Raw genomic sequence first — 22504 nt, forward strand, 5'->3', positions numbered from 1 at the left:
GCGGTCGCGGCTTGGCTTGAGCGAGAGCGGCGCCTAAAGAGACCGCATGAAACAATCCGTGAAGCTTATCGCCGGCAACTGGAAGATGAACGGTCAGCGGGACGGGCTGGCGCAGGCTCGCCGCCTGGTCGAGACCCTCCGCGCCGAGCCGGGGTCCTGCCGCTTGGCCGTCATGCCGCCTGCGACCCTCGTCTCGCGGCTGGCGCAGCTCGTGGCGGGTTCTGTCGTCGAGGTCGGGGGCCAAGACTGTCGGGCCGAGGCGGAAGGCGCCTTCACGGGCGACATTTCGGCCGAACTGCTGGCGGAGGCCGGCGCCGAATTGGTGATCTTGGGGCACTCCGAACGCAGACAGGGCCATGGCGAGACAGACGCCGACGTCTGCGCCAAGGTCGAGGCCGCCCTGCGCGCGGGCCTGGAGCCTGTCATCTGCATCGGCGAGACGCTGCAGGAGCGCGAGGCCGGCTCCGCCATTGATGTGGTCAGGAGCCAGATTTCCGGTTCGCTGCCCCAGAGCCTGGCGGATCACGCCTTCGCCGTCGCCTATGAGCCCGTCTGGGCCATCGGTACGGGGTTGACGCCGACGCTGGAGCAGATCGCCGAGGTGCACGCCGCCGTGCGCGCCGCCTTGGTCGACAGGCTGGGAGAGGGCGGCCGCGCCGCGCCCATCCTGTACGGAGGGTCGGTGAAGCCCGGCAACGCCGCCGAAATCCTGGCGGTGGACGAGGTCGGCGGCGCTCTGGTCGGCGGCGCCTCGCTGAAGGCCGACGACTTCCTGGGCATCATCCGGGCCGCCTGAACCTCGACTTCATTGCTCGCGAGCGGCTTCGGTGTTAGAGGCCGCCGCTTGATCGGCGCAGTTCCGCGCCCACATGTCGGCCGCCATGCTCCAGACCATTCTCCTCGTCGCCATGATCATCATCTCGGTCGCCCTGTCCGGGGTGATCCTGCTGCAGAAGTCCGAGGGCGGCGCGCTCGGCATGGGCGGTGGCGGCGGCGGCGGCGGCGGCTTCATGACCGCGCGCGGCGCAGCCAACCTGCTGACGCGCACGACTTCGATCCTGGCGGTGCTGTTCTTCGCATGCGCCATCGGCCTGACCATCGCCGGAAACATGGAGCGCGGCTCGCGCTCGGTGATTGACGCCGAAGCCGTCGGCTCCATCGCCATTGGCGACCAGGCGCCGGCCGCAGCGGGCGCTCAACCCGCCGAACCGGCCGCGCCGACGCGGACCGCACCGTCGCTGGACGACCTGGAAGCCAGCCTTCCGGCGGCCTCGGCTCCGGCGCCGGCTCCCGCCCAGTAGGGCGACCGGACTGAAAACGACCCCGAAAGCGCGCCCGACCGGCGCGCTTTCTTCTTTTGATCAACAGTTCGTCCGCATGGCGCACTCTCGCGCCGGGCGAATCATGCAGTAGGGTGTCCGCCCATGGCTCGCTATGTGTTCATCACCGGCGGCGTGGTTTCCTCGCTTGGAAAAGGCCTCGCCTCCGCCGCTCTCGGAGCGCTTCTTCAGGCGCGCGGCTACAAGGTCCGCCTGCGCAAGCTCGACCCCTACCTAAACGTCGATCCGGGCACGATGAGCCCGTATCAGCACGGCGAGGTCTTCGTCACCGACGACGGCGCCGAGACCGACCTGGACCTGGGCCACTACGAGCGGTTCACCGGCGTGTCGGCGGCCAAGTCCGACAACATCACGACCGGCCGCATCTATTCGACCATCCTCGAGAAAGAGCGGCGCGGCGACTATCTGGGCGCCACGGTTCAGGTGATCCCGCACGTCACCGACCAGATCAAATCCTTCTGCCTGACCAAGGCCCTGACCGATGACGGCGAGGATGTGGACTTCGTGCTGGTCGAGATCGGTGGCACGGTGGGCGACATTGAGGGCCTGCCGTTCTTCGAAGCCATCCGCCAGCTGGGCCAGGATCTGCCGCGCGGCCAGTCGTGCTTCATGCACCTGACGCTGCTGCCCTTCATCAAGACCGCCGGTGAGATGAAGACCAAGCCGACGCAGCACTCGGTCAAGGAGCTGCGCTCCATCGGCATCCAACCCGACATTCTGCTGTGCCGCTGCGAACAGCCGATTCCGGCCGACGAGAAGCGCAAGATCGGCCTGTTCTGCAATGTGCGCGAAAGCGGCGTGATCCAGGCGATGGATTCGGCCGACATCTACGCCGTGCCGCTGGACTATCACCGCGAGGGGCTGGACCGAGAAGTCCTGGCCCACTTCGGCGTCACCGACGCGCCCGAGCCGGACCTGTCAGGCTGGGAAGAGATCGTGCGCCGCCGCACCAACCCGGACGGCGAGGTCACCGTCGCCGTCGTCGGCAAGTATACGGTGCTGAAGGACGCCTACAAGTCGCTGATCGAGGCGCTGCATCACGGCGGCGTGGCCAACAACGTCAAGGTTCACATCGATTGGGTCGAAGCCGACACCTTCGAGGGCGACCCCGAGGCCTGCGCCGAGCGACTGCAGAACGCCCACGCCATTCTGGTGCCCGGCGGCTTCGGCGAGCGCGGAGCTGAAGGCAAGATCGAGGCGGCGCGTTTTGCCCGCGAGCGACACATTCCGTATTTCGGCATCTGTTTCGGGATGCAGATGGCGGTGATCGAAACCGCGCGGAACCTGGCGGGCCTGAGCAAGGCCTCATCGACGGAGTTCGGGCCCGCCGCCGAACCTGTCGTCGGCCTGATGACCGAATGGACACAGGGCAATCAGCGCGTTCTGCGCCAACAGGGCGGCGATCTGGGCGGCACTATGCGCCTGGGGGCCTATGATTCAACGCTGAAGGCCGGAACCCGGATCGCCGACATCTATGGCGCGACCGCCATCAGCGAGCGTCATCGCCATCGCTACGAGGTCAACATCAACTACCGCGAGGCGATCGAGGGAGCCGGCATGGTCTTTTCGGGCTTGTCGCCGGACGGCGTGCTGCCCGAGACGGTCGAGCGGCCGGACCACCCCTGGTTCATCGGCGTCCAGTATCACCCCGAACTCAAGAGCCGTCCGTTCGCCCCACACCCGCTGTTCGCCAGCTTCATCGGCGCCGCGCTGGAGCAGAGCCGGCTGGTCTAGCTCTGTCCGCTACCGTTCACGCACGTTTGTTGCGTGAGACTCGGCGACCTGTGCCATTATGGCTCAGACGTTCGCCGGGAGGGCTCCATGGCAGGCGAGTTTCTGTACTTCCTTCACCGGCATTTCCGCGTGACGGTGACGCTCGGACTGGCCGCCGCGATCCTTGCGGGCGGCCTCTGGATCGTACGGCTGATCCTGCCGGCCTGATCACGCGTCTCAGCGGGCGCCCTGCTGCTCCTGAACCCAGGCCCGCATGCGACTTTCCACCAGATCCATGGGCAGTGCGCCGGCGCTGAGCAGGTGGTCGTGGAATGCACGCAAATCGAACCGATCGCCTAAGGTCGTCTCTGCCTCGGCCCGCAGCCGACGGAAGGTGAGTTCACCGATTTTATAGGCCAGAGCCTGGCCGGGATTGCCGATGTAGCGATTGACCTCGGCGGTGATGTTCTGCGGCGAAAGGGCGGTGTTCTGCTCGAAGCATTCGCGGGCCTGAGCCACGGTCCATCCCAGCCAGTGCAGGCCCGTGTCCACCACCAGACGGCAGGCTCGCCACATTTCGTAGGAGAGGCGGCCGAATTCCTCGTAAGGCGTCGTGTACATGCCCATGTCGTAGCCGAGTGTCTCGGCGTACAGGCCCCAGCCCTCGACATAGGAAGTGAACCAAGACGTCCGACGGAAGTACGGCGCTTCGGGTTGCTCCTGCATCAACGCCACCTGAAGGTGGTGGCCCGGCGTCGCCTCGTGCAGGGTCAGGGCCGGCATCTCGTACAGCGGCCGCTGGTCCAGTCGGTAGGTGTTCAGCACATAGGTCCCGGCCTGGCCCAGCGCCATGCTGCCGGGGGTGTAGCCGGCCGTTGCCGAGGTCGGCGCCGTCTCCGCCGGCGTTTCCTGAATGCCATAGGTCAGCCGCGGCAGGGTCCCGAAGATGCGCGGCAGGGCGGCGTCGGCGCGCCGGCTGATCTCGGCCACGATCCGCACGAGCTCTTCGGGCGTCTTGGCGTAGAATTGGGGATCGGTGCGCAGATATTGAAGGAAGGCCTGGAAGTCCCCCTCGAACCCCGTTCTGGCGATGACGCCGTCCATTTCGGCGCGGATGCGGCGCACCTCGGACTGGCCCAGTGCGTGAACCTCGTCTGGGGTCATGTCGGTCGTGGTGTTCGACCGAACCAGATAGCGGTAATAGGCCTCGCCGTTCGGCAGGGTGCGAACGCCCAAACCCGCGCGGGCGGCGGGCAGCAGCTCGGTTTCGACGAAAGCCAGGCTTTCCTGCTGAGCCGGAACGATCTCCTCACGGATGATCTGCAGCGCGCGCTCGCGGTAGGCGGCTCGCTCTTCAGCGTTGATCGACTGAGGGAGGGTCTCGAAGGGCAGGAGCAGGGGACTGTTCTCGGCCGGCCGTTCGGCCGTTGCCCGCGCGACGCTCAGCGAACGCTCGATGATCTGGCGCGGCTGGGTCCAGCCGGATTGAACCCCCCTGCGCCCATTCTCGATTCCCTGGCGGATCGATCCAGACATCGCCTGCATGCGCGCTAGCCAAGCCTCAGCGTCCGCTCGGGACCGCAAGGGCGTGTTCCGTCCCAGGCCGTCAAAGCCGCCTCCGCCGCTGCTCAGACGGGCGCGGTCAAAGGCGATGCTTTCCAGATCGTCGTCAATGCTGCGGACAAGCAGGGCGTGGCTGAGTCGATCAGTCTCTCCCAGTTCGGACACGGCGACGTCGCTCAGGCGCGCCCTGAGTTCTGCCAGCGCCGATCTGCGCGCCTCAACCGACGCCGGGGATCCGTCGGGCAGCCGCGACAGGGCCGCCTCGTCGCCGTTTGCGCCGGACGTCACCGGATCGAAACGTCGCTCGATCCGCTCGTGCTCGGCGAGAAGGTTGGCGAAGGCCCCGGCCGACGACTGAGCAGCGGCTGGCGAGGCCAAGAGAACCAGAGCGAGCGTCGCAACGGCGCAGTGTTTGAACATGAGCAGACCTCCCCGAATGGAGGCATCAGACCGGAGCAATGCGGCGAGCGCAACAGGCCTTCCCCGGGCGAATGAAGCTCGGGTGGCGGACAGGGTGGGATTCGAACCCACGGTAGGCTTCCACCTACGGCGGTTTTCAAGACCGCTGCCTTAAACCACTCGGCCACCTGTCCTCGGGCGCCCGCTTAGCAGGCAAGGTCGCGTTAACCAAAGAGGAAATTCTGCCGGTCATTCTGCGCGCCATGATGGCGACTAATGACGGTTGGATGCGGCGTGCGGGCCGGATAGGCGCGGCGTGCTGTCTGACGGCCCTGCTGGCGGCCTGCGCCAGCGCGGGAACAAAGGGCGGCGGCGCTGCGCCCCTGGCGGCGGCGCCGGTGGTCACCGATCCGGCGCCGATCGTGTCGGGGACCATGCGGCCCTACCAAATCCGAGGACAGTGGTATCGGCCCGCAGTGCAGCCCGACTATGACGAGGTCGGCCAAGCGTCGTGGTACGGAGATGCCTTCCACGGCCTACCCACCGCGACGGGTGAGCGGTTCGACATGCATGCGCTGAGCGCGGCCCACAAGACCCTGCCGCTGCCGGGTCTCGTCGAAGTGACCAATCTGGCCAACGGGCGACGCGCCGTGCTGCGGCTGAACGACCGCGGCCCGTTTGTTGATGGGCGGATCATCGACCTGTCGCGCGCGGCGGCCGAGGAGCTTGGCCTGCTGAACCGCGGCGTCGGCGAGGTGCGGGTCCGCTATCTGGGCCAGGCGCCGCGCCTGGGCGGCGGCGCGCCCCTGCAGCAGGCGGCGCTGACGCCGCAGCGTCCGACCTCGCCCCCGACCGCTCGGCCCTATCTGTCCGAGCCAGGCGTGCGTCCGGTGGTCGCGGCGGCGCGGGCTGATGCGCCAAAGGCGGCGATTTCGGCCACACCCACGGGCGTCTGGATCGAGGTGGCGACCTTGAACGACCGCGGCGCGGCCGAGGGGCTGGCCTACAGCCTGGGCGAGCGGGCCCGGGCCGATGCGGGCATCAGCGGCGGCTGGCGCGTCATGACGGGGCCGTGGACCGACCCGATCGCGGCGGAACTGGCGCGCCAGGAGTTGGTGTCGCGCGGATACGGTCAGGCGCGGACGATATCCACGCAATAGGCCGCCTTCGGGCTTGCCTGCCGCGTGAGGGTCGCCATTGTGCGCCGGTGACACGCGGCAGATTCATCACCATCGAAGGCGGGGAGGGGGCCGGCAAGTCCACCCAGGTCGCCCGTCTCGTCGAGCGGCTGAACGCGCGGGGCGTTGAGACCGTCCGCACGCGCGAGCCCGGCGGCTCGCGCGGCGCCGAGGCGATCCGCAAGCTCGTGGTCGAAGGCGAGGCCGAGGCCTGGTCGCCGCGCACCGAGACCTTGTTGATGTACGCGGCCCGTTCGGACCATCTGGAAAAGACCATCCTGCCGGCCCTGACAGAGGGGCGCTGGGTCGTATGCGACCGCTTCGCCGATTCGAGCCGAGCCTATCAGGGCGCCGGCGGTGGTGCGCCAGAGGCCTTCATTGAGGCGCTGGACGCCGCCATCGTGGGTGGAGATCAGCCCGACCTGACCGTGATCTTTGACCTGCCGGTCGAGATCGGCCTCGAGCGCGCCTTTGGCCGTGGCCTGTTCGAGACGCGGTTTGAGTCCAAGGGCGTCGAGTTTCATCAACGCCTGCGCGATGGCTTTCTGAGCATCGCCGAGCGGCACTCGGATCGTTGCGTGGTCATCGATGCGGTGGGCACCCCCGACGAGGTGGCCGAGCGGTTGTGGGCCGTGGTCGAGGCGCGGCTGCTGTGAGCGACCATCCGCGCGACCGCTACGACCTGGTGTCCGACGCCGGCGCCGAAGCGGCCTTTCTGGACGCGCTAAGTCGTGGCCGCCTGCATCACGCCTGGCTGCTGGCGGGCCCGGAGGGGCGCGGCAAGGCCAGCTTCGCCTATCGCGCCGCGCGCCGACTGCTGGGGGCCCAGGCCGACCCGGCGCGGGGGCCGCTAGGCTCCGACCCGTTCGATCCGGTCAATCGTTTGATTTCTGCGCAGTCGCATCCGGACCTGCTGGTGCTGGAGCGGCTGGTGGAGGGCGGCAAGCAGAAGAAGTCGATTTCGGTGGATCAGGCGCGCGACCTGCCGGACTTCTTCTCCAAGAGCCCGTCCCAAGCGCATCGCCGGGTGGCCATCGTGGATGCGGCTGATGATCTGAATGTCAACGCCGCCAACGCCTTGCTCAAGATTCTTGAGGAGCCGCCTGCGGACGGCGTGCTGTTTCTGATCAGCCATTCGCCTGGTCGGCTGCTGCCGACCATTCGCTCGCGCTGTCGGCGGTTGAGCTTCGCGCCCTGGCCCGAGGCGGAACTGGAGGCGCTGGTGAGCCGCCGCACGGGGGAAGGCGCCGACGTCGCCCAAGCCGCCGCCGCCATGGCCGGGGGATCGCCCGGACAGGCCCTGGCCCTGGCCTCGGCGGAAAGCCTCGAGGCTGACCGACTGGCGCGGGCCTGGGTGGACGAAGGCCTGACCAATCGCGCCGAAACCCTGGCGCTGGCCGACGGCTTCCGGGGCGCCGAGGGACAGGCGCGGTTCGAGCGCCTGATGGAGCGGCTGATCGCCGTCGTGGGCCAGCGCGCGCGCGACGACGCGAGGCAGGGCGCCCGATGGGCGGAGCTGTGGAGCCGGCTCTCCGAACTGCCGGACCGTGTCGCCGGCCTGAACCTGGACCGAGGCGACGCCCTGGCCGGAGCGCTTTCGGACCTCGAGCGGACACGGAAGGCGGCGGGATGCTGATCGACAGCCATGTGAACCTGCACACGCCCCAGTTCGACGAGGACCGCGACGCCGTTATCGCCCGGGCTCGAGAGGCCGGCGTGGCCTTAATGGTCGAAATTTCCGACCGGCTGTCGACGTTCGAGGCGACGCATGGCTTGGCCATGGCGCACGACGACATCTGGTGCACCGTCGGCGTCCATCCTCACGAGGCGCGCCATTACGAGGACCTGACGCCGTCTGTCCTGATCGACCTCGCCGCACGGCCGCGCGTGATCGGGATCGGGGAATGCGGTCTGGATTTCCATTATGATCTGAGCCCGCGCAATGTGCAGGAGCGCGTCTTTCGCCAGCATATAGCGGCGGCCCGAAACATGGGGCTGCCCCTGGTCGTGCACACGCGTGAAGCTGACGATGTGATGGCGGGCGTTCTGCGCGAAGAGCAGGCTGACGGCCCGTTTCGATTCCTGATGCACTGCTACACCAGTGGTGCAGAGCTGGCGGAAACTGCTGCGCAGTTAGGTGCATGGTTCTCAGTCTCAGGCATCGCCACCTTCAAGGCGGCGGAGGACGTGCGTCAGGTGATTGCCGCAATGCCGGCGGACCGGATCATCGTCGAGACCGACTGTCCGTATCTGGCGCCGGTTCCCCATCGGGGTCGGCGCAACGAGCCCGCCTATGTCGGACACGTCCTGAACAAGCTGGCCGAAATCCGAGGCTGGGACCGGGCTGAGGCCGAAGCGCGGACCACCGACGCCTTCTTCGCCCTGTTCGACCGCGTCCCCCGTCCGGACGTCCAGCGTGGCTGAGGCGCTCGAAGTGGTGATTCTAGGCTGCGGCTCCTCCGGCGGGGTGCCGCGGGGCGACGGCGACTGGGGCGCCTGCGATCCGACCGATCCGCGCAATCGGCGTACGCGTTGCTCCATGCTGGCGCGACGAAGGGGTGCGCATGGCGAGACCAATGTCCTGATCGACACCTCTCCGGACCTTCGCGAACAGGCTCTTGCAGCTGGGATCACCCGCCTGGACGCTGTGCTCTACACGCACGACCATGCGGACCAGACCCACGGCATCGACGATCTGCGGGTCTTCGCCCTTCGGTCGCGCAGCCGGATTCCGGCTTGGATGGACCGGGCCACGCGTGAAGCCCTGACCCATCGCTTCGATTATGTTTTCGAGCCCAAGCTCGGCTATCCAGCCATCGTCGAGGCGATGGATTTGCCGCCGCACGGGGCAGACTGGTCGATCACGGGCCCAGGGGGCGCCATCCCGGTGCGCACGTTCGATCAGGCTCACGGACCGATCCGATCGGTCGGCTATCGCCTGGGGCCGGTCGTCTATTCCAGCGACGTGTCAGATCTAGACGCGGCGGCGCTGGAAGCCGTGCAGGGCGCCGATCTGTGGATCGTGGATGCGCTCCGGATGACGCCTCACCCCACGCACGCTCATCTAGACCTGACACTGGACTGGATTGCTCGTTGCGGCGTTCGCCGAGCGGTCCTGACCAATCTGCACTTGGATATGGACTACGAACGCCTATCTGGACGGCTGCCGGCCAATGTTCAGGTCGGCGTCGACAACCTTCGACTGGAGGTCCGACTTTGACGCCAGGAAAGTGTCGATGCGGCTGACGCGCGTGTTGCGACTGTCGCAGGACGGCGTTTAAGGTCGAGACCGGCCTCCCGCCGCCAGAAACAAGAACAGGACAAACCTGCCATGTCGCAAGACAAACGCCAGAACCTGCAGGACACCTTCCTGAATTCGGTCCGCAAGACCAAGACGCCGCTGACCATCTTCCTCGTCAATGGGGTCAAGCTTCAGGGCATCGTAACCTGGTTCGACAACTTCTGCGTGCTGCTTCGCCGTGATGGCCAGTCGCAGCTGGTCTACAAGCACGCCATCTCCACCATCATGCCGTCCGCGCCCGTGCAGCTGTACGAGCCCGACGCCGAAGAAGATTGACGCGCCAGCGTCAACCCTCGGGCCTGACCCGAGGGCCCAGGTCCGGGTCCGAGTCGGCTGGCGGCTTTCATTGACAGAGACTCTTTGACAAAACTCATCGACCACGCCGTTCCGCTGATCCGGGCGGTCGTCATCCACCCCGACGGACGCAGCGACAGCCCGCGTCTGGCGTCCGAGCGGCTGGAGGAGGCGTCGGGCCTGGCCCGTGCGCTGGATCTGGACGTGCGCGCCGAAGAGATCGTGCGCCTGCGCAAGACCACGCCCGCCACCTTGTTCGGCACGGGCAAGGTGGAGGAACTGGCCGCCCTGATCCGAGCCGCCGAGGCCGAGGCCGTGGTCGTCGACGACCAGCTGACGCCGGTGCAGCAACGCAATCTGGAGAAGGCCTGGGACTGCAAGGTCATCGACCGCACAGGCCTGATCCTCGAAATCTTCGGTCGCCGGGCGCGCACCAAGGAAGGCCGGCTGCAGGTCGAGCTGGCGCGGTTGGACTATGAGCGCTCGCGTCTGGTGCGGACCTGGACCCACCTCGAGCGTCAACGCGGCGGCACCGGCGCGACCGGCGGTCCCGGTGAAACCCAGATCGAGATCGACCGACGCCTGATCGCCGACCGCATCGTGCGGCTGAAGGCCGAACTGGAGGAGGTGCGCCGCACGCGCGGCCTGCACCGCAAGGCCAGGAAGAAGGTTCCGTTCCCGACCGTCGCCCTGGTCGGCTACACCAACGCCGGGAAGTCGACTCTGTTCAACCGGCTGACGGGGTCGGAAGTGATGGCCAAGGATCTGCTGTTCGCCACGCTGGACACGACCCAGCGCACGATCCGCCTGCCGCAGGGACGTCCGGCCATCATCGCCGACACCGTCGGCTTCATTTCCGACCTGCCGCACGAACTGGTCGAAAGCTTCCGCGCCACGCTGGAAGAGGTGGGCGAGGCCGATCTGATCCTGCACGTGCGCGACATCGCTTCGCCCGACAGCGCCGCCCAGGCGGCCGATGTCGAAGCCGTGCTCAAACAGATCGAAATCCCCGAGGATCGCCCGCGCCGCGTGCTGGAGGTCTGGAACAAGATCGACCTGCTGGACGACGAGGCCCGCGAGGTCGTCCTGGGCCAGGCCGAGCGCCGCGCCCGCGACGGGGAGGCGGTCGCCGTCTCGGCCTGGACGGGGGAGGGGATCGAGGCCCTGCGCGACACCATCGCGGGCCTGATCGACGACGAGCCCGAGAGCGAACTGGTGCTTGAGCCGCATCAGGGCGAGGCCCTGGCCTGGCTCTATGAGAACGGCCGGGTCACGGGTCGCGAAACCGACGAGGCCGGGCGGACGCGAGTCACCGTTCGGCTGCACCCGGCGGCGCTGGGTCGGTTCGAGCGACAGTTTACGGCGACGTAGTCAAAGTCCGCTGTCGATCCACAGCGCCGTTCAATCCGGCTGCTCAAGGCCGTTAGGATTTCGAAACCCCTCGCACCTGCCGGCTCGATGGCGTTCCGCCGTCGCGCCGTCAGATGTCCTGAACGATCTTCTCGATGCGGGCCGCGACGGCGTTGAGGGCCTCGGCGACGCCGTCGGAGGAGGCTGAGGCGGGGGCGGCGGGAGACGGGCTGTTCTGGGCCTTGCCGCGCGCCTCGTGCAGTTCGTCGGCCAGCATCAGCGCGGCCATCAGGAACAGGCGCAGGTCGCCGACCTGGCCGACGTCGCCCGCGACCGAGCGCACATGGGCGTCGAACTGGCGCGCCAGGATGCGCACGCGCTCTTCCTGACCGTCGGCGCAGCCCACCTGATAGGGGCGGCCGTTGATGTCGATGGTGACGGTGGCCATCAGGCGCGCGCCTCCTGATCGTCTTCCTCGAGCACGTCGCGCACGGCCTCGGCGGCGCGGGCCAGGGCGTCGGCGGCCTGGCGTCCGGCGGCCTCCAGCTCGGCGATGCGATGGGCGGCGACCGCGTCGGTCACATCCTTGGGCGCAAACAGGTCGTCGTCGCTGACCGCCGCGCCGGGGACTGGGCGCGCCTTCAGGGCGTTGATCTTGCGCTCTAGCGCGCCGAGGGCGCGGTCGATCCGAGCCTTGGCGGCGGTGGTGGCGTCGGCCATCGGTCGCATCCTCCAGATTTCGTATAGAACCCGCCCGCGCCACGGGGTAAAGCGGCGCCGCCCCCTTTTCAACGCCGTCCGAGAGGTCTCACCCGTGACCGAAGTCGTTTCCGCGCAAGCCAAGCCCACCGTCAAGCAGATGGCCGATGCCATTCGCGTGCTCGCCATGGACGGCGTGGAGCAGGCGAAGTCCGGCCACCCCGGCATGCCGATGGGCATGGCCGACGTGGCCACGGTGCTGTTCTCCAAGTTTCTTAAGTTCGACGCCTCGCGCCCCGACTGGCACGACCGCGACCGCTTCATCCTGTCGGCCGGCCACGGCTCGATGCTGATCTACGCCCTGCTGCACCTGACCGGCTACAAGGACGCGACCAAGGAAGAACTGTCCAACTTCCGCCAGTGGGGGGCCAAGACCGCCGGCCACCCCGAGTACGGCCATATGCCGGGCGTCGAGACGACCACCGGTCCGCTGGGCCAGGGCCTGGCCAACGGCGTGGGCTTCGCCATGGCCGAGCGCCATCTGGCGGCGCGCTATGGCGAGGATCTGGTCGATCACCGCACCTGGGTCATCGCCGGCGACGGCTGCCTGATGGAAGGCGTGTCGCAGGAGGCCATCGCCCTGGCTGGCCGCTATCGCCTGAACAAGCTGACGGTGCTGTGGGACGACAACGACATCACCATCGACGGCAAGGTGTCCCTGTCGGACTGCACGGACCAGAAGGCCCGCTTCAAGGCCGCGGGCTGGGCCGTGAAGGCGGTCGACGGCCATGACGTCCACGCCGTCCGCGCCGCCCTGAAGTGGGCGACTCGCCAGGACAAGCCGACCCTGATCGCCTGCAAGACCAAGATCGGCCGCGGCGCCGCCACCATGGAAGGCAGCCACAAGACCCACGGCGCGGCCCTGGGCGCCGCCGAAATCGCCGCCACGCGGCTGGGCCTGTCTTGGACCCACGATCCCTTCGAACTGCCCGAGAGCATCGAACAGGCCTGGCGCAAGGTCGGCCGCCGCGGCGCCAAGGCCCGCAAGGCCTGGGAGGCGCGTCTCGAGGCGTCGGACCAAGCCGCCGACTTCACCCGCGCCATGAACGGCGACCTGCCGGCGAACGCCTTCGACGCCCTGGAGGCCGAGCTGAAGGCTCTGGTCGACAGCCGGCCGGCCCAGGCCACGCGCCAGTCGTCGGGCGCGGCGCTGGACACGCTGTTCAACGCCATCCCGGAAATGATCGGCGGTTCGGCGGACCTGACGGGATCCAACAACACTTTCGTCAAGAACACCCCGATCTTCGACGCCCCGACCTATGAGGGCCGCTACATCAACTGGGGCATCCGCGAGCACGGCATGGCCGCCGCGATGAACGGCATGGCCCTGCACGGCGGGGTCATCCCCTACGCCGGCACCTTCATGGTGTTTTCGGACTACAGCCGCCCGTCGATCCGCCTGGCCGCCCTGATGGGCGTGCGGGTAATCCATGTGCTGACCCACGATTCGATCGGCCTGGGCGAGGATGGGCCCACCCACCAGCCGGTCGAGCATCTGGCCGCGCTGCGCGCCATCCCGAACCTGAACGTCTATCGCCCGGCCGACACTGTCGAGGCGCTGGAGTGCTGGCAGATCGCGCTGGAGACCAAGACCACGCCGTCGGCCCTGGCCCTGTCGCGTCAGAAGACGCCGGCCGTGCGTCTAACCGCCTCGGGCGAGAACCTGTCCAGGAAGGGCGCCTATGAGCTGAAGGCGGCGTCGCGCGAGGCGCGCGCCACCCTGTTCGCCACGGGCACCGAGGTCGCCATCGCGCTGAAGGCGGCCGAGGCGCTGGAGACGGCCGGCGTGCCGACCCGCGTGGTTTCGGTTCCCTGCTTCGAACTGTTCGAGCAGCAGGACGCCGCCTATCAGGCCTCGGTCATCGGCCGCGGCACGGTGCGCGTGGCGGTCGAAGCGGCAATCAAACAGGGCTGGGAGCGCTTCATCGGCGAGGACGGCGCTTTCGTCGGCATGACCGGCTTCGGCGCCTCGGCCCCGGCGGAAGTGCTCTACGAGAAGTTCGGCATCACCGCGGAAGCCGTAGCCAAGGCGGTCAAGGTCCGCCTCTAGACGACTGGGGGGCCTGTTTCATTGCAGGCGAACTCAGGCGGTGAAATAGTCGACGCCGATGGCGCTGCTGGACTGGATGAGCGAGACGACCGGGCCGTTGCTCGAAGGCCACGGCGTGGTACTGCGGCCGCCGCGTCCGTCGGACCATGTTCAGTGGGCGACGCTTCGCGAAAGATCCCGCGAGTATCTGCAGCCTTGGGAGCCGCGTTGGCCTGAAGACGACCTTAGCCGAACCGCATTCAAGCGGCGGCTTCAGCTTTACGCGCGAGAGATGGAGAACGGGACAGCCTGGCCCTTCTTCATCTTCGACCGCCAAGACCAGGCTCTCGTCGGCGCTGCGACGTTGTCAAATATCCGGCGCGGCGTGGCCGAGACAGGCACGCTAGGCTATTGGATCGGCCAGCGCTTCGCTGGGCGCGGCTATGCGACGGCTGGGGTGCGAGCCGTTGTGGCGCATGCCTTCGGCCCGCTGCGTTTGCACCGCGTCGAAGCGGCCTGCCTTCCCAGCAACATTGCTTCGCGCCGCGTCCTGGAAAAGTCGGGCTTCCGCAAGGAAGGCGAGGCGCGGGCTTATCTCAAAATTAACGGCGACTGGGCAGATCATTGGCTCTTCGGCGTCGTCGCGGACGATGTCGGGAGCGGCGAACCGCCGCCGGCCTGAGGGGGCACAAGGCGCCTTGAGCACACGACCGCGAGCCCCGGCCTGGGACGCCGCCACGGCCATTGAGGCCCTGGCGGCTGCGGACACGGCCCTGTGGGTCTGGACGCCCTCCGAGGACAGCCTGCGCTTCACCGGCGCCACACATGGACTGGGCCTGGGGCCGCTGGCGCCCGAATGCACCAGCGCAGCGCTGATCGCCCTGGCGCTGCCGCAGGATCGGGGCCTGGCGGATACGCTGCTGAAGCCTCAGGCTGAAGGCTTCGAGATCGCTCATCGCATTCGGATGCGCGGCGGCGAGATCGGCGTCTGGCGCGGGGTCTGGTTGGAAGATGGGTTGCGCGCGGCCGGCGTAGTCGCCCCGGAAATGAAATTCTCGGGCGGCGAGGCCGACGCCCTCACAGGGCTGCTGGATCGCCGCGCCTTCCTGTCCCGCGTCGGAGAGGCCCTGACGCGCCCCGGCGACTACGAAATGGTGGCCGCCGACGTCGATCGGCTGAAGCGGCTGAACGAGGCGCTGGGGCATGAGCGCGCGGACCTGGTGCTGTCGGCCCTCGGATCGCGACTGTCGGCGGCCTTTCCGGCCCACGCCATTCCCGCGCGGGTTGGAGAGGACGAGTTCGCCATCTTCCTGCCGAAGGGGCAAGGCGCGGACAGGATGCGGCAGGCGCTGGAGCAGCCGCTGCGCGTCGCGGGCTTCGACATCTATCCGACCGTGTCCATCGGCGCCGCGCCCTGCGAGGGCGGCCCGGAAGCGCCCGATCCGGCGGAAATCCTGCGCAGGGTGGAACTGGCCGTGGAATCCGCCAAGCGCGCCGGACGCGGCGGCGTGGCCGCATACGGCCGCGCGCTGGAAAGCGACAGCCTGTCGCGCCTGGCGCTTGAGGCGGATCTTCGCAACGCCTTCGTGCGCGCCGAGATCGAGCCCTTCTATCAGCCGATCGTGAACCTCGACACGGGCGCGGTGGCGGGATTCGAGGCGCTTGCACGGTGGCGTCATCCCCGGCGCGGCCTGGTGCCGCCCGACGAGTTCCTGGGTCTGACCCAGGAGATGGGGCTGATGAACGACCTGGGCCTGCTGATGATGCGGCAGGCGGCGCGTCAGCTGGCGGAATGGATCGCGCGCCATCCCACCGCAGGGCGGCTGTTCTGCAGCGTCAATCTTTCGGTCGGCGAGATCGAGCGTCCGAACCTGGTCGAGGACGTCGCCGAGATTATCAAGGAGACCGGCCTGCCGCGCGGCGCGCTGAAGCTCGAGGTCACCGAGGGTGACATCATGCGCGACACCACCAGCGCAGCCGAGGTCCTGACCCGCCTGAAGACAGCGGGGGCGTCGCTGGCTCTCGACGACTTCGGAACCGGCTTTTCGTCGCTGTCCTACTTGGCCCGGCTGCCGTTCGACACGCTCAAGATCGACCGTTACTTCGTCCTGACCATGGACAAGGACGAAGGCTCGGCCAAGATCGTCAAGTCGGTGGTCAACCTAGGTCGAGATCTGTCGCTGGAGGTGGTGGCCGAGGGGGTGGAGAACGCGCATCTGGCGCGGCTCCTGCTGGACGCCCAGTGCCACTACGGCCAGGGCTTCGGCTATGCGCCGGCTCTGCCTGCCACGGAAGCCGAAGTCTATCTGAACGAGTCGCTCGTCGACGGCACGGCGCCGATCAAGCAGCGGTCGGCCTGAGGCTTGGCCCTTTTCCATTTTCCCGGCGAAGGTCAGGGTCCACGGCGGCGGAGAAGTCAGAGCACGCCGGTCACGCTTTCCGCCGAGGCCAGTTGCAGTAGGCCGACCAGGCGGGCGCGCGTCTCGCCGTCCGCTACCCCGTCGACCCGTTCGGGCCGCCAGTGGCGCTGGAAGGCCGTGACCGTCGAAACGGTGGCTTCGTCATAGTTCGGACCGGGAGGCAGGCCGTAGCCCAGCCTATGCAGGCCGGCGCGCAGGACAGTGACGCCCAGACCCACGTCGCCAGGCCCCAGAACGGCGCCGAGCGCGGCAATTCGGTCGGGTGCGGGTTCAAACCACAGCCCGTGGCCGGCCTCGGCCAGGCGCTTCCAGGGAAACAGCTCGCCTGGGTCCTGCTTGCGGTCGGGCGCCAGGTCGGAATGGGCTATGATGCGGGCGCCCGGGATGGTCCAGCGCGAACGTATGTCGCCAACGAGGGCGATCAGGGCTTCGATCTGAATGCCGGGAAAGGTGCGATAGCCAAACTCGTGCCCTGGATTGACGATCTCCACGCCGATCGAAGCGGTGTTCAGGTCGTCCTCGCCCTGCCAGACGCCGCGGCCGGCGTGCCAGGCGCGGCGCGCCTCGTCCACCAGACGAAACACGCGGCCGTCCTCTTCGATGAGATAGTGCGCTGAGACGCGGGACTGGGGATCGCGAAGTCGCTCCAGCGCCGCCTGACCGGTCTGCATGCCCGTGTAGTGCAGCACGAGCGCGTCGGGTGGCGCGCGCCTGGTGTCGAAATTGGGAGAGGGCGCCTCGATCATGAGGACAGTTTAGCGTCCCTCGCGCTCCCAGCCATAGGCGACCCAGGCGCCGTCGACCTTGCGCGCTTCGATCACGTCACCGTCCATGGCGCTGACGGGTGCGGCCTTGCGACGGGCGCGCAGGGCAAGACCGGTGAAAAAGACCAAGGCGCCCGCGACCACGGCGATCAGCGCCACAGCCGCAGCGGTCAGCACGGCCAGGACCGCCCCCACCGCCATGGCGATAGCGGTGGCGACGAAGCCGAAGAGCCAAAGCACGGGGGCGAAAAAGCCGCCGCCGCGACGACGCGGAGACTGACCGATCTGGGCGAAGCGCTGAGTCTGGAACATGGCTCAAATCCTAAGGGGCGATCGATGAACGCCCGATGAGCAATGTCGGTCCATAGGCAGGTGCGGTCAATGCCGTGCGACATCACGCGCGGATCGCCCTCACCGCAGGGGCTGGTCCGCCAGAACCAAGCCGCCTTGACCTCGCAGCCGTTCAGTTTGGACCCGCTGGATGACAGACTGGGCTTCGGGCGAGCCGACCACGGCCCCGATCCGCACAAGGGCTTGGGCTGCTTCAGCTTGAACGCCGAATGCGTCCGACAAAGCCTCCCATGGCGACTTGGCGGCCGGGAAGCGCTTGAAGCGAACCGAGGCGTCCTCGGGGATTTCGGCGAGGCGGCGGGCTACGGCGATGGCTTCTGTGAGGCCGCCGAGTTCATCGACGAGGCCCAGTTCCCGGGCCTGGGCGCCGGTCCAGACCCGGCCGCGGGCGATCTCCTGCACCTGGGCGGGCTCAAGTCTGCGGCCTTGCGCGACGCGGACCAAGAAGGCGTCGTAGATGTGGTCCATCGAGGCGGCGAAGGCTGCGCGCTGGCCTTGGTCGAACGGCTGGGACGGCGACAGCGCATCGGCATAGTCGCCGCCGATGCTCAGTCCGCGCATGTCGACGCCAAACCGGCCAAGGGCGTCAGCCAGGACGAACTTGCCCCCATACACCCCGATGGAGCCGGTCAGGGTCGAGGGCTGGGCCACAATCGAGGAGGCTTCCGAGCTGATCCAGTAGCCGCCGGATGCAGCATAGGCGCCCATAGACACCACCACCGGTTTTCCGGCCGCCTTGGCGGCGCGGACCGCAGCCAGAATCTGCTCCGACGCCTCGGGCGAGCCTCCCGGCGAAGAGACACGGAAGACGATGGCCTTCACCGCGTCGTCCTCGATGGCGTCATAGATGGCCTTGGCCGTGTCGTCAGACCGGATGGTCGAGCCCGAACCGAAGGGATCGGACCCGGAACTGGCCCCCGTCACGATGGCGCCTTCAGCCGAAACGATGGCGATGGCGTCCGTCCCCGAGCCGGTCCGCAGGCCTTTGGACGAAGCATAGCGGCGAAAATCCAGGATCTCCGCGTTGGAGCCGGCGAGCCGTTTGGCCTCGCCCAGCGCCGCCTCGACCTGACCCACCTTGTCGATCAGCCGCACCTCGAGAGCCTGCTCAGCCGTATACGGCCCGGCCTCGATGACCCGTTTCATCACGGCCGGATCGATCTCGCGGTCGCGCGCGGCGTTGGCCAGGGCGTTGTCGTAGATGGAGGTCATCCACGCCAACATCGATTCGCGGTGGGCAGGGGTGAAATCGTTTTGGCTGAATTGGTTGACGGCGTTCTTGTATTCGTAACGCTGTTCGAACTGTGCGTTGACGCCGTACCGTTCAAAGGCGCGTCCAAGGAAGATTTCGTCGGTCGAAAAGCCCGAGGCCTGGAAGCTGGCGACAGGCTGCATCCACAGCTCGTCCGCCGAGGCGCCGACCATATAGCTGGACACGACCGCCCCGACCGGCATGAAACCTTGGCTGTGGGCGATCACGCGCTTGCCGGCGGCGCGGAAGCGGTGGATGGCCTGACGGACCTCGTCCGCGGCGGCGGGCGTCATTCCAGCCTCGGGCAGGCGCACCACCAAGGCCTTGACGTTCCTGTCCCGCTCGGCCTGAGCAAGGCCGTCCACCACCTCGACAACCGAGAGGTTCGACCCTCCAAAGCCGGCGAAGGGGTTGGTTGACGGCTGATCTGACAGGCCGCCGCGAAGGTCCAGTTGGACAACCGTCTGTGCGGGCGTGGCGGGCTTGGAGCCGGCGCTGGCGACTGCAACCATGATTAGTACGACCGGCAGCACGATCATGAACATGAACAGCCCAGCGAATACGCCGAGCATGGTCAGGAAGAACTGTTTCATAAGGTGGGCGCAATCCGTGGGCCGGCAGTCGGCCGCTCGGATCATAGAGGGACGCGAAGTCGGCTCCAAGCGTGCAGTTGCCACGCCTGCGCCCCAACGCGAAACGACGTGCTGCGCCGCAACCTGATCATTGATTATCCGACACCGAAACCCTATATGGCGTTCGCGTGCGGGGGCGTTGGCCCCGCGTCTGTCGCTGGAGACCGCTAGTGCTGGTCACCCTTATGAAAGCCAAGCTGCACCGCGCCACCGTGACCCAGGCCGACCTGGAGTACGAGGGCTCGATCGCCATCGACGGCGACCTGCTGGACGCGTCGGGCATCCTGCCGCACGAGCAGGTGGACGTGCTCAACATCACCAACGGCGCGCGCTTCACCACCTACGCCATCGAGGCCCCGCGCGGCAGCCGCGTGATCGGCGTCAACGGCGCCGCCGCGCGTCTGGTGCAAAAAAACGACAAGGTCATCATCGTCACCTACGGCCAGCTGCCGCAGGAAGAAGCACGCCAGTGGTCGCCGACGGTGGTGCTGCTGGACGACTGCAACGAGATCAAACGCGCGGCTTGACGCCCCGTCTCTATCCGGTTGCAGTGCAGACTGCACACAAGGATGGCGATGGTGAAGACGTTGTATCTCGCGGCCTGCGCCGCCGCACTGACGGCGACGCCTGCGCTGGCTCAGCAGGAAATCACGTCGCGACCCTCCATCGTCGTGGTCGGAGAGGGAAGCGCAGAGCGGGCGCCCGACACCTTCCGTGTGACGGCTGACGTCGAAGGGCGTGGGGCGAGCCAGGTCGAGGCCGTCCGAGCTTTGTCCGAAGCACGCGAGCGAGTGGGCGAGGGGCTTGAGCGTTTGGCCGGGCTGGAACGTGCGCGAGTGACGACCGGCTCGCCGCAGGTGCAGCCGACCCATGATCCGGACTGCGGGCGCGAACGCTACGGCGACACCGAAAACTGCCCGATCACCGGCTACCGGGCCGCGATGAACCTGACGCTGGAAGGCGCGCCGGTGGAGCGGGCAGGAGACGCGGTCTCGCTGGCGGCGGAGCGCGGAGGCCGCAACGCAAGGCTGGATTCCACTACCCTTGCGGACGACCGCGCACTGCAGGCCGAGGCCAACGCCGCCGCGTTCGCGGACGCGCGGCGTCAGGCCGACGCCCTGGCCCAGGCTTCCGGCCAGCGCATCGTGCGGGTGCTTCGCGTTCAGGATCCGGGAGCGCGTCCATTCGGCGTCGCTGGAATAGAGTCAGTTCAGGACATTGTGGTCACGGGATCGCGCATTCAAGCGTCTGTTCCGCTGAACGTGGCGCCTCCCCCTGCACGCATCGACGCGCGCCTGACCGTCGTCTTTGAAATCGAATAGTCAGTCCAGCCAGTCGACGGGCGGCAGGCTGATCGGCCGGCCGTCTGCGGTCAGCTGACCTTCCAGCCGATCCACGCGCAGCGACGCCATGGCCAGGCCGTCTCGGCCGCTCAGCACCTCGCCGGCGCGCAATTCGCCGTTCAGCAACTCGGTTCCGAATGCGGGCGGGGGCCCGTCGAAGGCGATGGGGCGCATCCGGGTGCGGATCGATCCGCGCCGCTTCATGCGCGAGGTCGTTTCCTGGCCGACGAAGCAACCCTTGTGGAAGTCGATGCCGTTCAAAAGGTCGAAGTTGGCCTCGATCGGATAGGTCTTGTCGTCAGGGCAGTCTGCGGCCGCGTCAGGCACGCCCAGCGCCAGGCGATGCGCCTGCCAGTCATCCTCGCTGGCGGTGGCCTGAAAATCGCCGTGCGCCCGTCCGCCCAGCGCGGCCACCCGAGGGTCGGGCGAAAAGCCGGGGACGTCGCCGTCCCAGGCGACATGGACGGGGCGGTCGTCCGTCTCGACCTCGACCTTGGCCCGCAGGCGATACATCGACAGGCGCTGGACGAAGGCGTCGCGGCGCGGGGCGTCCACGTCCAGCACCACGGCGTCGCCCTCGGCGGTCAGGAACAGGTCGAACAACAGTCGGCCAGGCGGCGAGAGCAGAGCGCCGAAGCGCCGTTCGCCCTCGGCCAGGGTCTCGACATCCTGCGTCAGCAGATTGTGCAGAAACGGGCGGGCGTCGGGACCGGAGACGCGGACCAGGGCGCGGCTGTCTAGGCGGGCGATGCGGGCGGACATGGTCCCCAGATAGGGGCGCCGTAAGGCGATGGCGAGGGCGCGCGACGGCTGAACCTGGGCGAGAATCCCTGTAGCCTCCCAAAATGCGCGGGACCTTCCCCATCCTCTATATCGCCGAGGCGGACGCCGAGGAGGCCGTGCTGTCTTCGGGCCTGCTGGCGCACCTTGTCGAGGAAGTGCCGAACGCACGCTTCACCATCGTCGGTTCGGCGGCGTCCGCGCCCCTGTTTGCCGAGACGCCGGGGCTGGAACAGCTGATCGTGCTGGAGCGCGAAAGCCGGTTCGACTGGATCGCCCTGTGGAACAAGGTGCGCGAGACACGGTGGGGCCTAGTGGTCGATCTGCGGGGCTCGACGCTGTCGGGCAAGCTGAAGCGGCACAGGCGGGCCGTGCGCGGCAAGGACGACCCGGCGCTGCATGCGGTCGAGGCCGCCGCCGCGGTCATGCAACTGGACGAACCGGTGGCGCCGCGCCTGTTCATCTCGGATCGGACCCAGGCCGATGTCGACGCCCTGGTGCGACCGGACGGGCGGCCGATCCTGGCCGTCGGGCCGGGCGTGGACTGGATGGGCAAGCGCTGGCCTGCCGAGCGTTTCGCCAAAGTGGCGGGTCCTCTGTTGGCCGACGACGGGCCGCTGGCGGGCGGCCGGCTGATGATCGTCGGCGAAGAGGCGGATCGCGATGCGGCGCACACCATCCGCCTGGCCGTCCAGCGGCATCGGGTGATCGAACTGCAGGGCCGTCTTACCCGACTGCAGACGGTGGCCGCGCTGAAGCATGCCAGCCTCTACATCGGCCCGGACTCCGTCTGGACCCAGCTGGCCGTCGCGGCCGGCGCGCCTTGCGTCGGCGTCTATGGCCCTTCGGACGAGCGGCGCACCGGCCCGTGGGGCGGGATCGCCGTGCGCGGCGCGCGCTCGATCGACGAGTTCCGCGCCCTGGATCCACGCCTGAACCAGTCGATCCAGCACATGATGGATCTGCCGGCCGACCGGGTGCTGAAGAAGACCAGCGCCTTCCTGACCAAAATTCAGGCGGCGAAGGCCTAGTCGGA

At 67.9% G+C, this 22504-nt stretch carries 23 protein-coding genes and 1 tRNA gene; 16 read left to right on the forward strand and 8 right to left on the reverse strand.

Annotated elements, in window-relative coordinates:
• The first annotated feature begins 46 nt into the window (after window positions 1-46).
• The 3 genes from tpiA (at window position 47) to E4M01_RS06755 (ending at window position 3074) form a co-directional block, all read left to right on the forward strand.
• Complete coding sequence (tpiA, locus tag E4M01_RS06745) at window positions 47-796, forward strand: triose-phosphate isomerase (RefSeq protein WP_135061618.1); 750 nt, start codon at window positions 47-49, stop codon at window positions 794-796.
• Between the two features lie 85 nt (window positions 797-881).
• Window positions 882-1301, forward strand: a complete 420-nt coding sequence (gene secG, locus E4M01_RS06750; RefSeq protein ID WP_245158145.1) for a preprotein translocase subunit SecG — start codon at window positions 882-884, stop codon at window positions 1299-1301.
• Between the two features lie 123 nt (window positions 1302-1424).
• Window positions 1425-3074, forward strand: a complete 1650-nt coding sequence (locus tag E4M01_RS06755) for a CTP synthase (RefSeq protein ID WP_135061614.1) — start codon at window positions 1425-1427, stop codon at window positions 3072-3074.
• A gap of 216 nt (window positions 3075-3290) precedes the next feature.
• Here the strand turns inward: E4M01_RS06755 and E4M01_RS06760 are convergent, their stop codons facing one another.
• Both E4M01_RS06760 and E4M01_RS06765 read right to left on the reverse strand, forming a co-directional pair.
• Window positions 3291-5036, reverse strand: a complete 1746-nt coding sequence (locus E4M01_RS06760; RefSeq protein WP_135061612.1) for a DUF885 family protein — start codon at window positions 5034-5036, stop codon at window positions 3291-3293.
• Between the two features lie 83 nt (window positions 5037-5119).
• A tRNA-Ser gene (locus tag E4M01_RS06765) sits at window positions 5120-5209 on the reverse strand.
• A 93-nt stretch (window positions 5210-5302) separates the two neighbouring features.
• On the opposite strand from E4M01_RS06765, the gene E4M01_RS06770 reads away from it, so the two are divergent.
• From E4M01_RS06770 to hflX, 7 genes are all read left to right on the forward strand, one after another.
• On the forward strand, window positions 5303-6175 hold the full coding sequence (locus E4M01_RS06770) for a septal ring lytic transglycosylase RlpA family protein (RefSeq protein WP_135061610.1): 873 nt from the start codon (window positions 5303-5305) through the stop codon (window positions 6173-6175).
• Between the two features lie 47 nt (window positions 6176-6222).
• Entirely contained in the window at window positions 6223-6849 is a 627-nt protein-coding gene (gene tmk / locus E4M01_RS06775) for a dTMP kinase (protein ID WP_135061608.1), read from the forward strand.
• On the forward strand, window positions 6846-7829 hold the full coding sequence (locus E4M01_RS06780) for a DNA polymerase III subunit delta' (protein ID WP_135061606.1): 984 nt from the start codon (window positions 6846-6848) through the stop codon (window positions 7827-7829). Before tmk ends, E4M01_RS06780 begins: the two co-directional genes overlap by 4 nt.
• Window positions 7823-8617: a TatD family hydrolase gene (locus E4M01_RS06785; RefSeq protein ID WP_135061604.1), complete on the forward strand. Its 795-nt coding sequence runs from the start codon at window positions 7823-7825 to the stop codon at window positions 8615-8617. The genes E4M01_RS06780 and E4M01_RS06785 overlap by 7 nt, the downstream gene beginning before the upstream one ends.
• Entirely contained in the window at window positions 8610-9413 is an 804-nt protein-coding gene (locus E4M01_RS06790) for an MBL fold metallo-hydrolase (RefSeq protein WP_135061602.1), read from the forward strand. The genes E4M01_RS06785 and E4M01_RS06790 overlap by 8 nt, the downstream gene beginning before the upstream one ends.
• A 111-nt stretch (window positions 9414-9524) precedes the next feature.
• Window positions 9525-9770 carry an RNA chaperone Hfq gene (hfq, locus tag E4M01_RS06795; protein WP_003164861.1) on the forward strand — a complete coding sequence of 82 codons (246 nt, stop codon included), beginning with the start codon at window positions 9525-9527 and terminating at the stop codon, window positions 9768-9770.
• A gap of 84 nt (window positions 9771-9854) precedes the next feature.
• Window positions 9855-11159, forward strand: a complete 1305-nt coding sequence (gene hflX / locus E4M01_RS06800) for a GTPase HflX (RefSeq protein WP_245158144.1) — start codon at window positions 9855-9857, stop codon at window positions 11157-11159.
• Between the two features lie 109 nt (window positions 11160-11268).
• On the opposite strand, the gene E4M01_RS06805 is transcribed toward hflX, so the two are convergent.
• Both E4M01_RS06805 and E4M01_RS06810 read right to left on the reverse strand, forming a co-directional pair.
• Complete coding sequence (locus E4M01_RS06805; protein WP_135061598.1) at window positions 11269-11586, reverse strand: cell division protein ZapA; 318 nt, start codon at window positions 11584-11586, stop codon at window positions 11269-11271.
• The gene (locus E4M01_RS06810) at window positions 11586-11858 is read right to left on the reverse strand and encodes a hypothetical protein (RefSeq protein ID WP_135061596.1); all 273 of its coding nucleotides are present in this window, start codon (window positions 11856-11858) and stop codon (window positions 11586-11588) included. Before E4M01_RS06810 ends, E4M01_RS06805 begins: the two co-directional genes overlap by 1 nt.
• A gap of 139 nt (window positions 11859-11997) precedes the next feature.
• On the opposite strand from E4M01_RS06810, the gene tkt reads away from it, so the two are divergent.
• From tkt to E4M01_RS06825, 3 genes are read left to right on the forward strand one after another with little or no spacing between them, the layout of a single operon-like run.
• The gene (tkt, locus tag E4M01_RS06815) at window positions 11998-13947 is read left to right on the forward strand and encodes a transketolase (RefSeq protein WP_135062660.1); all 1950 of its coding nucleotides are present in this window, start codon (window positions 11998-12000) and stop codon (window positions 13945-13947) included.
• Between the two features lie 58 nt (window positions 13948-14005).
• On the forward strand, window positions 14006-14608 hold the full coding sequence (locus E4M01_RS06820; protein WP_135061594.1) for a GNAT family N-acetyltransferase: 603 nt from the start codon (window positions 14006-14008) through the stop codon (window positions 14606-14608).
• Between the two features lie 16 nt (window positions 14609-14624).
• Window positions 14625-16286: a bifunctional diguanylate cyclase/phosphodiesterase gene (locus E4M01_RS06825; RefSeq protein WP_245158143.1), complete on the forward strand. Its 1662-nt coding sequence runs from the start codon at window positions 14625-14627 to the stop codon at window positions 16284-16286.
• Between the two features lie 56 nt (window positions 16287-16342).
• Here E4M01_RS06825 and E4M01_RS06830 read toward each other — a convergent pair whose 3' ends face one another.
• From E4M01_RS06830 to sppA, 3 genes are all read right to left on the reverse strand, one after another.
• A complete protein-coding gene (locus tag E4M01_RS06830; RefSeq protein ID WP_135061590.1) occupies window positions 16343-17092 on the reverse strand; it encodes an N-acetylmuramoyl-L-alanine amidase in 750 nt (249 codons plus the stop codon).
• Between the two features lie 9 nt (window positions 17093-17101).
• Entirely contained in the window at window positions 17102-17422 is a 321-nt protein-coding gene (locus E4M01_RS06835) for a hypothetical protein (protein WP_135061588.1), read from the reverse strand.
• Window positions 17423-17521: 99 nt separating this feature from the next.
• The gene (gene sppA, locus E4M01_RS06840; RefSeq protein WP_135061586.1) at window positions 17522-19306 is read right to left on the reverse strand and encodes a signal peptide peptidase SppA; all 1785 of its coding nucleotides are present in this window, start codon (window positions 19304-19306) and stop codon (window positions 17522-17524) included.
• A gap of 209 nt (window positions 19307-19515) precedes the next feature.
• Between sppA and panD the strand changes: the two genes are divergently transcribed.
• Window positions 19516-19872, forward strand: a complete 357-nt coding sequence (panD, locus tag E4M01_RS06845; protein WP_135061584.1) for an aspartate 1-decarboxylase — start codon at window positions 19516-19518, stop codon at window positions 19870-19872.
• A 48-nt stretch (window positions 19873-19920) separates the two neighbouring features.
• On the forward strand, window positions 19921-20667 hold the full coding sequence (locus tag E4M01_RS06850; protein ID WP_167765229.1) for an SIMPL domain-containing protein: 747 nt from the start codon (window positions 19921-19923) through the stop codon (window positions 20665-20667).
• Here E4M01_RS06850 and E4M01_RS06855 read toward each other — a convergent pair whose 3' ends face one another.
• Window positions 20668-21450, reverse strand: a complete 783-nt coding sequence (locus tag E4M01_RS06855) for a folate-binding protein YgfZ (protein ID WP_135061580.1) — start codon at window positions 21448-21450, stop codon at window positions 20668-20670.
• 83 nt (window positions 21451-21533) lie between these two features.
• Here E4M01_RS06855 and E4M01_RS06860 point away from each other — a divergent pair, with 83 nt between their 5' ends.
• Entirely contained in the window at window positions 21534-22499 is a 966-nt protein-coding gene (locus tag E4M01_RS06860; RefSeq protein ID WP_135061578.1) for a glycosyltransferase family 9 protein, read from the forward strand.
• Window positions 22500-22504: the final 5 nt, after the last annotated feature.

It is taken from the genome of Brevundimonas sp. MF30-B, assembly GCF_004683885.1.
GTDB lineage: Bacteria > Pseudomonadota > Alphaproteobacteria > Caulobacterales > Caulobacteraceae > Brevundimonas.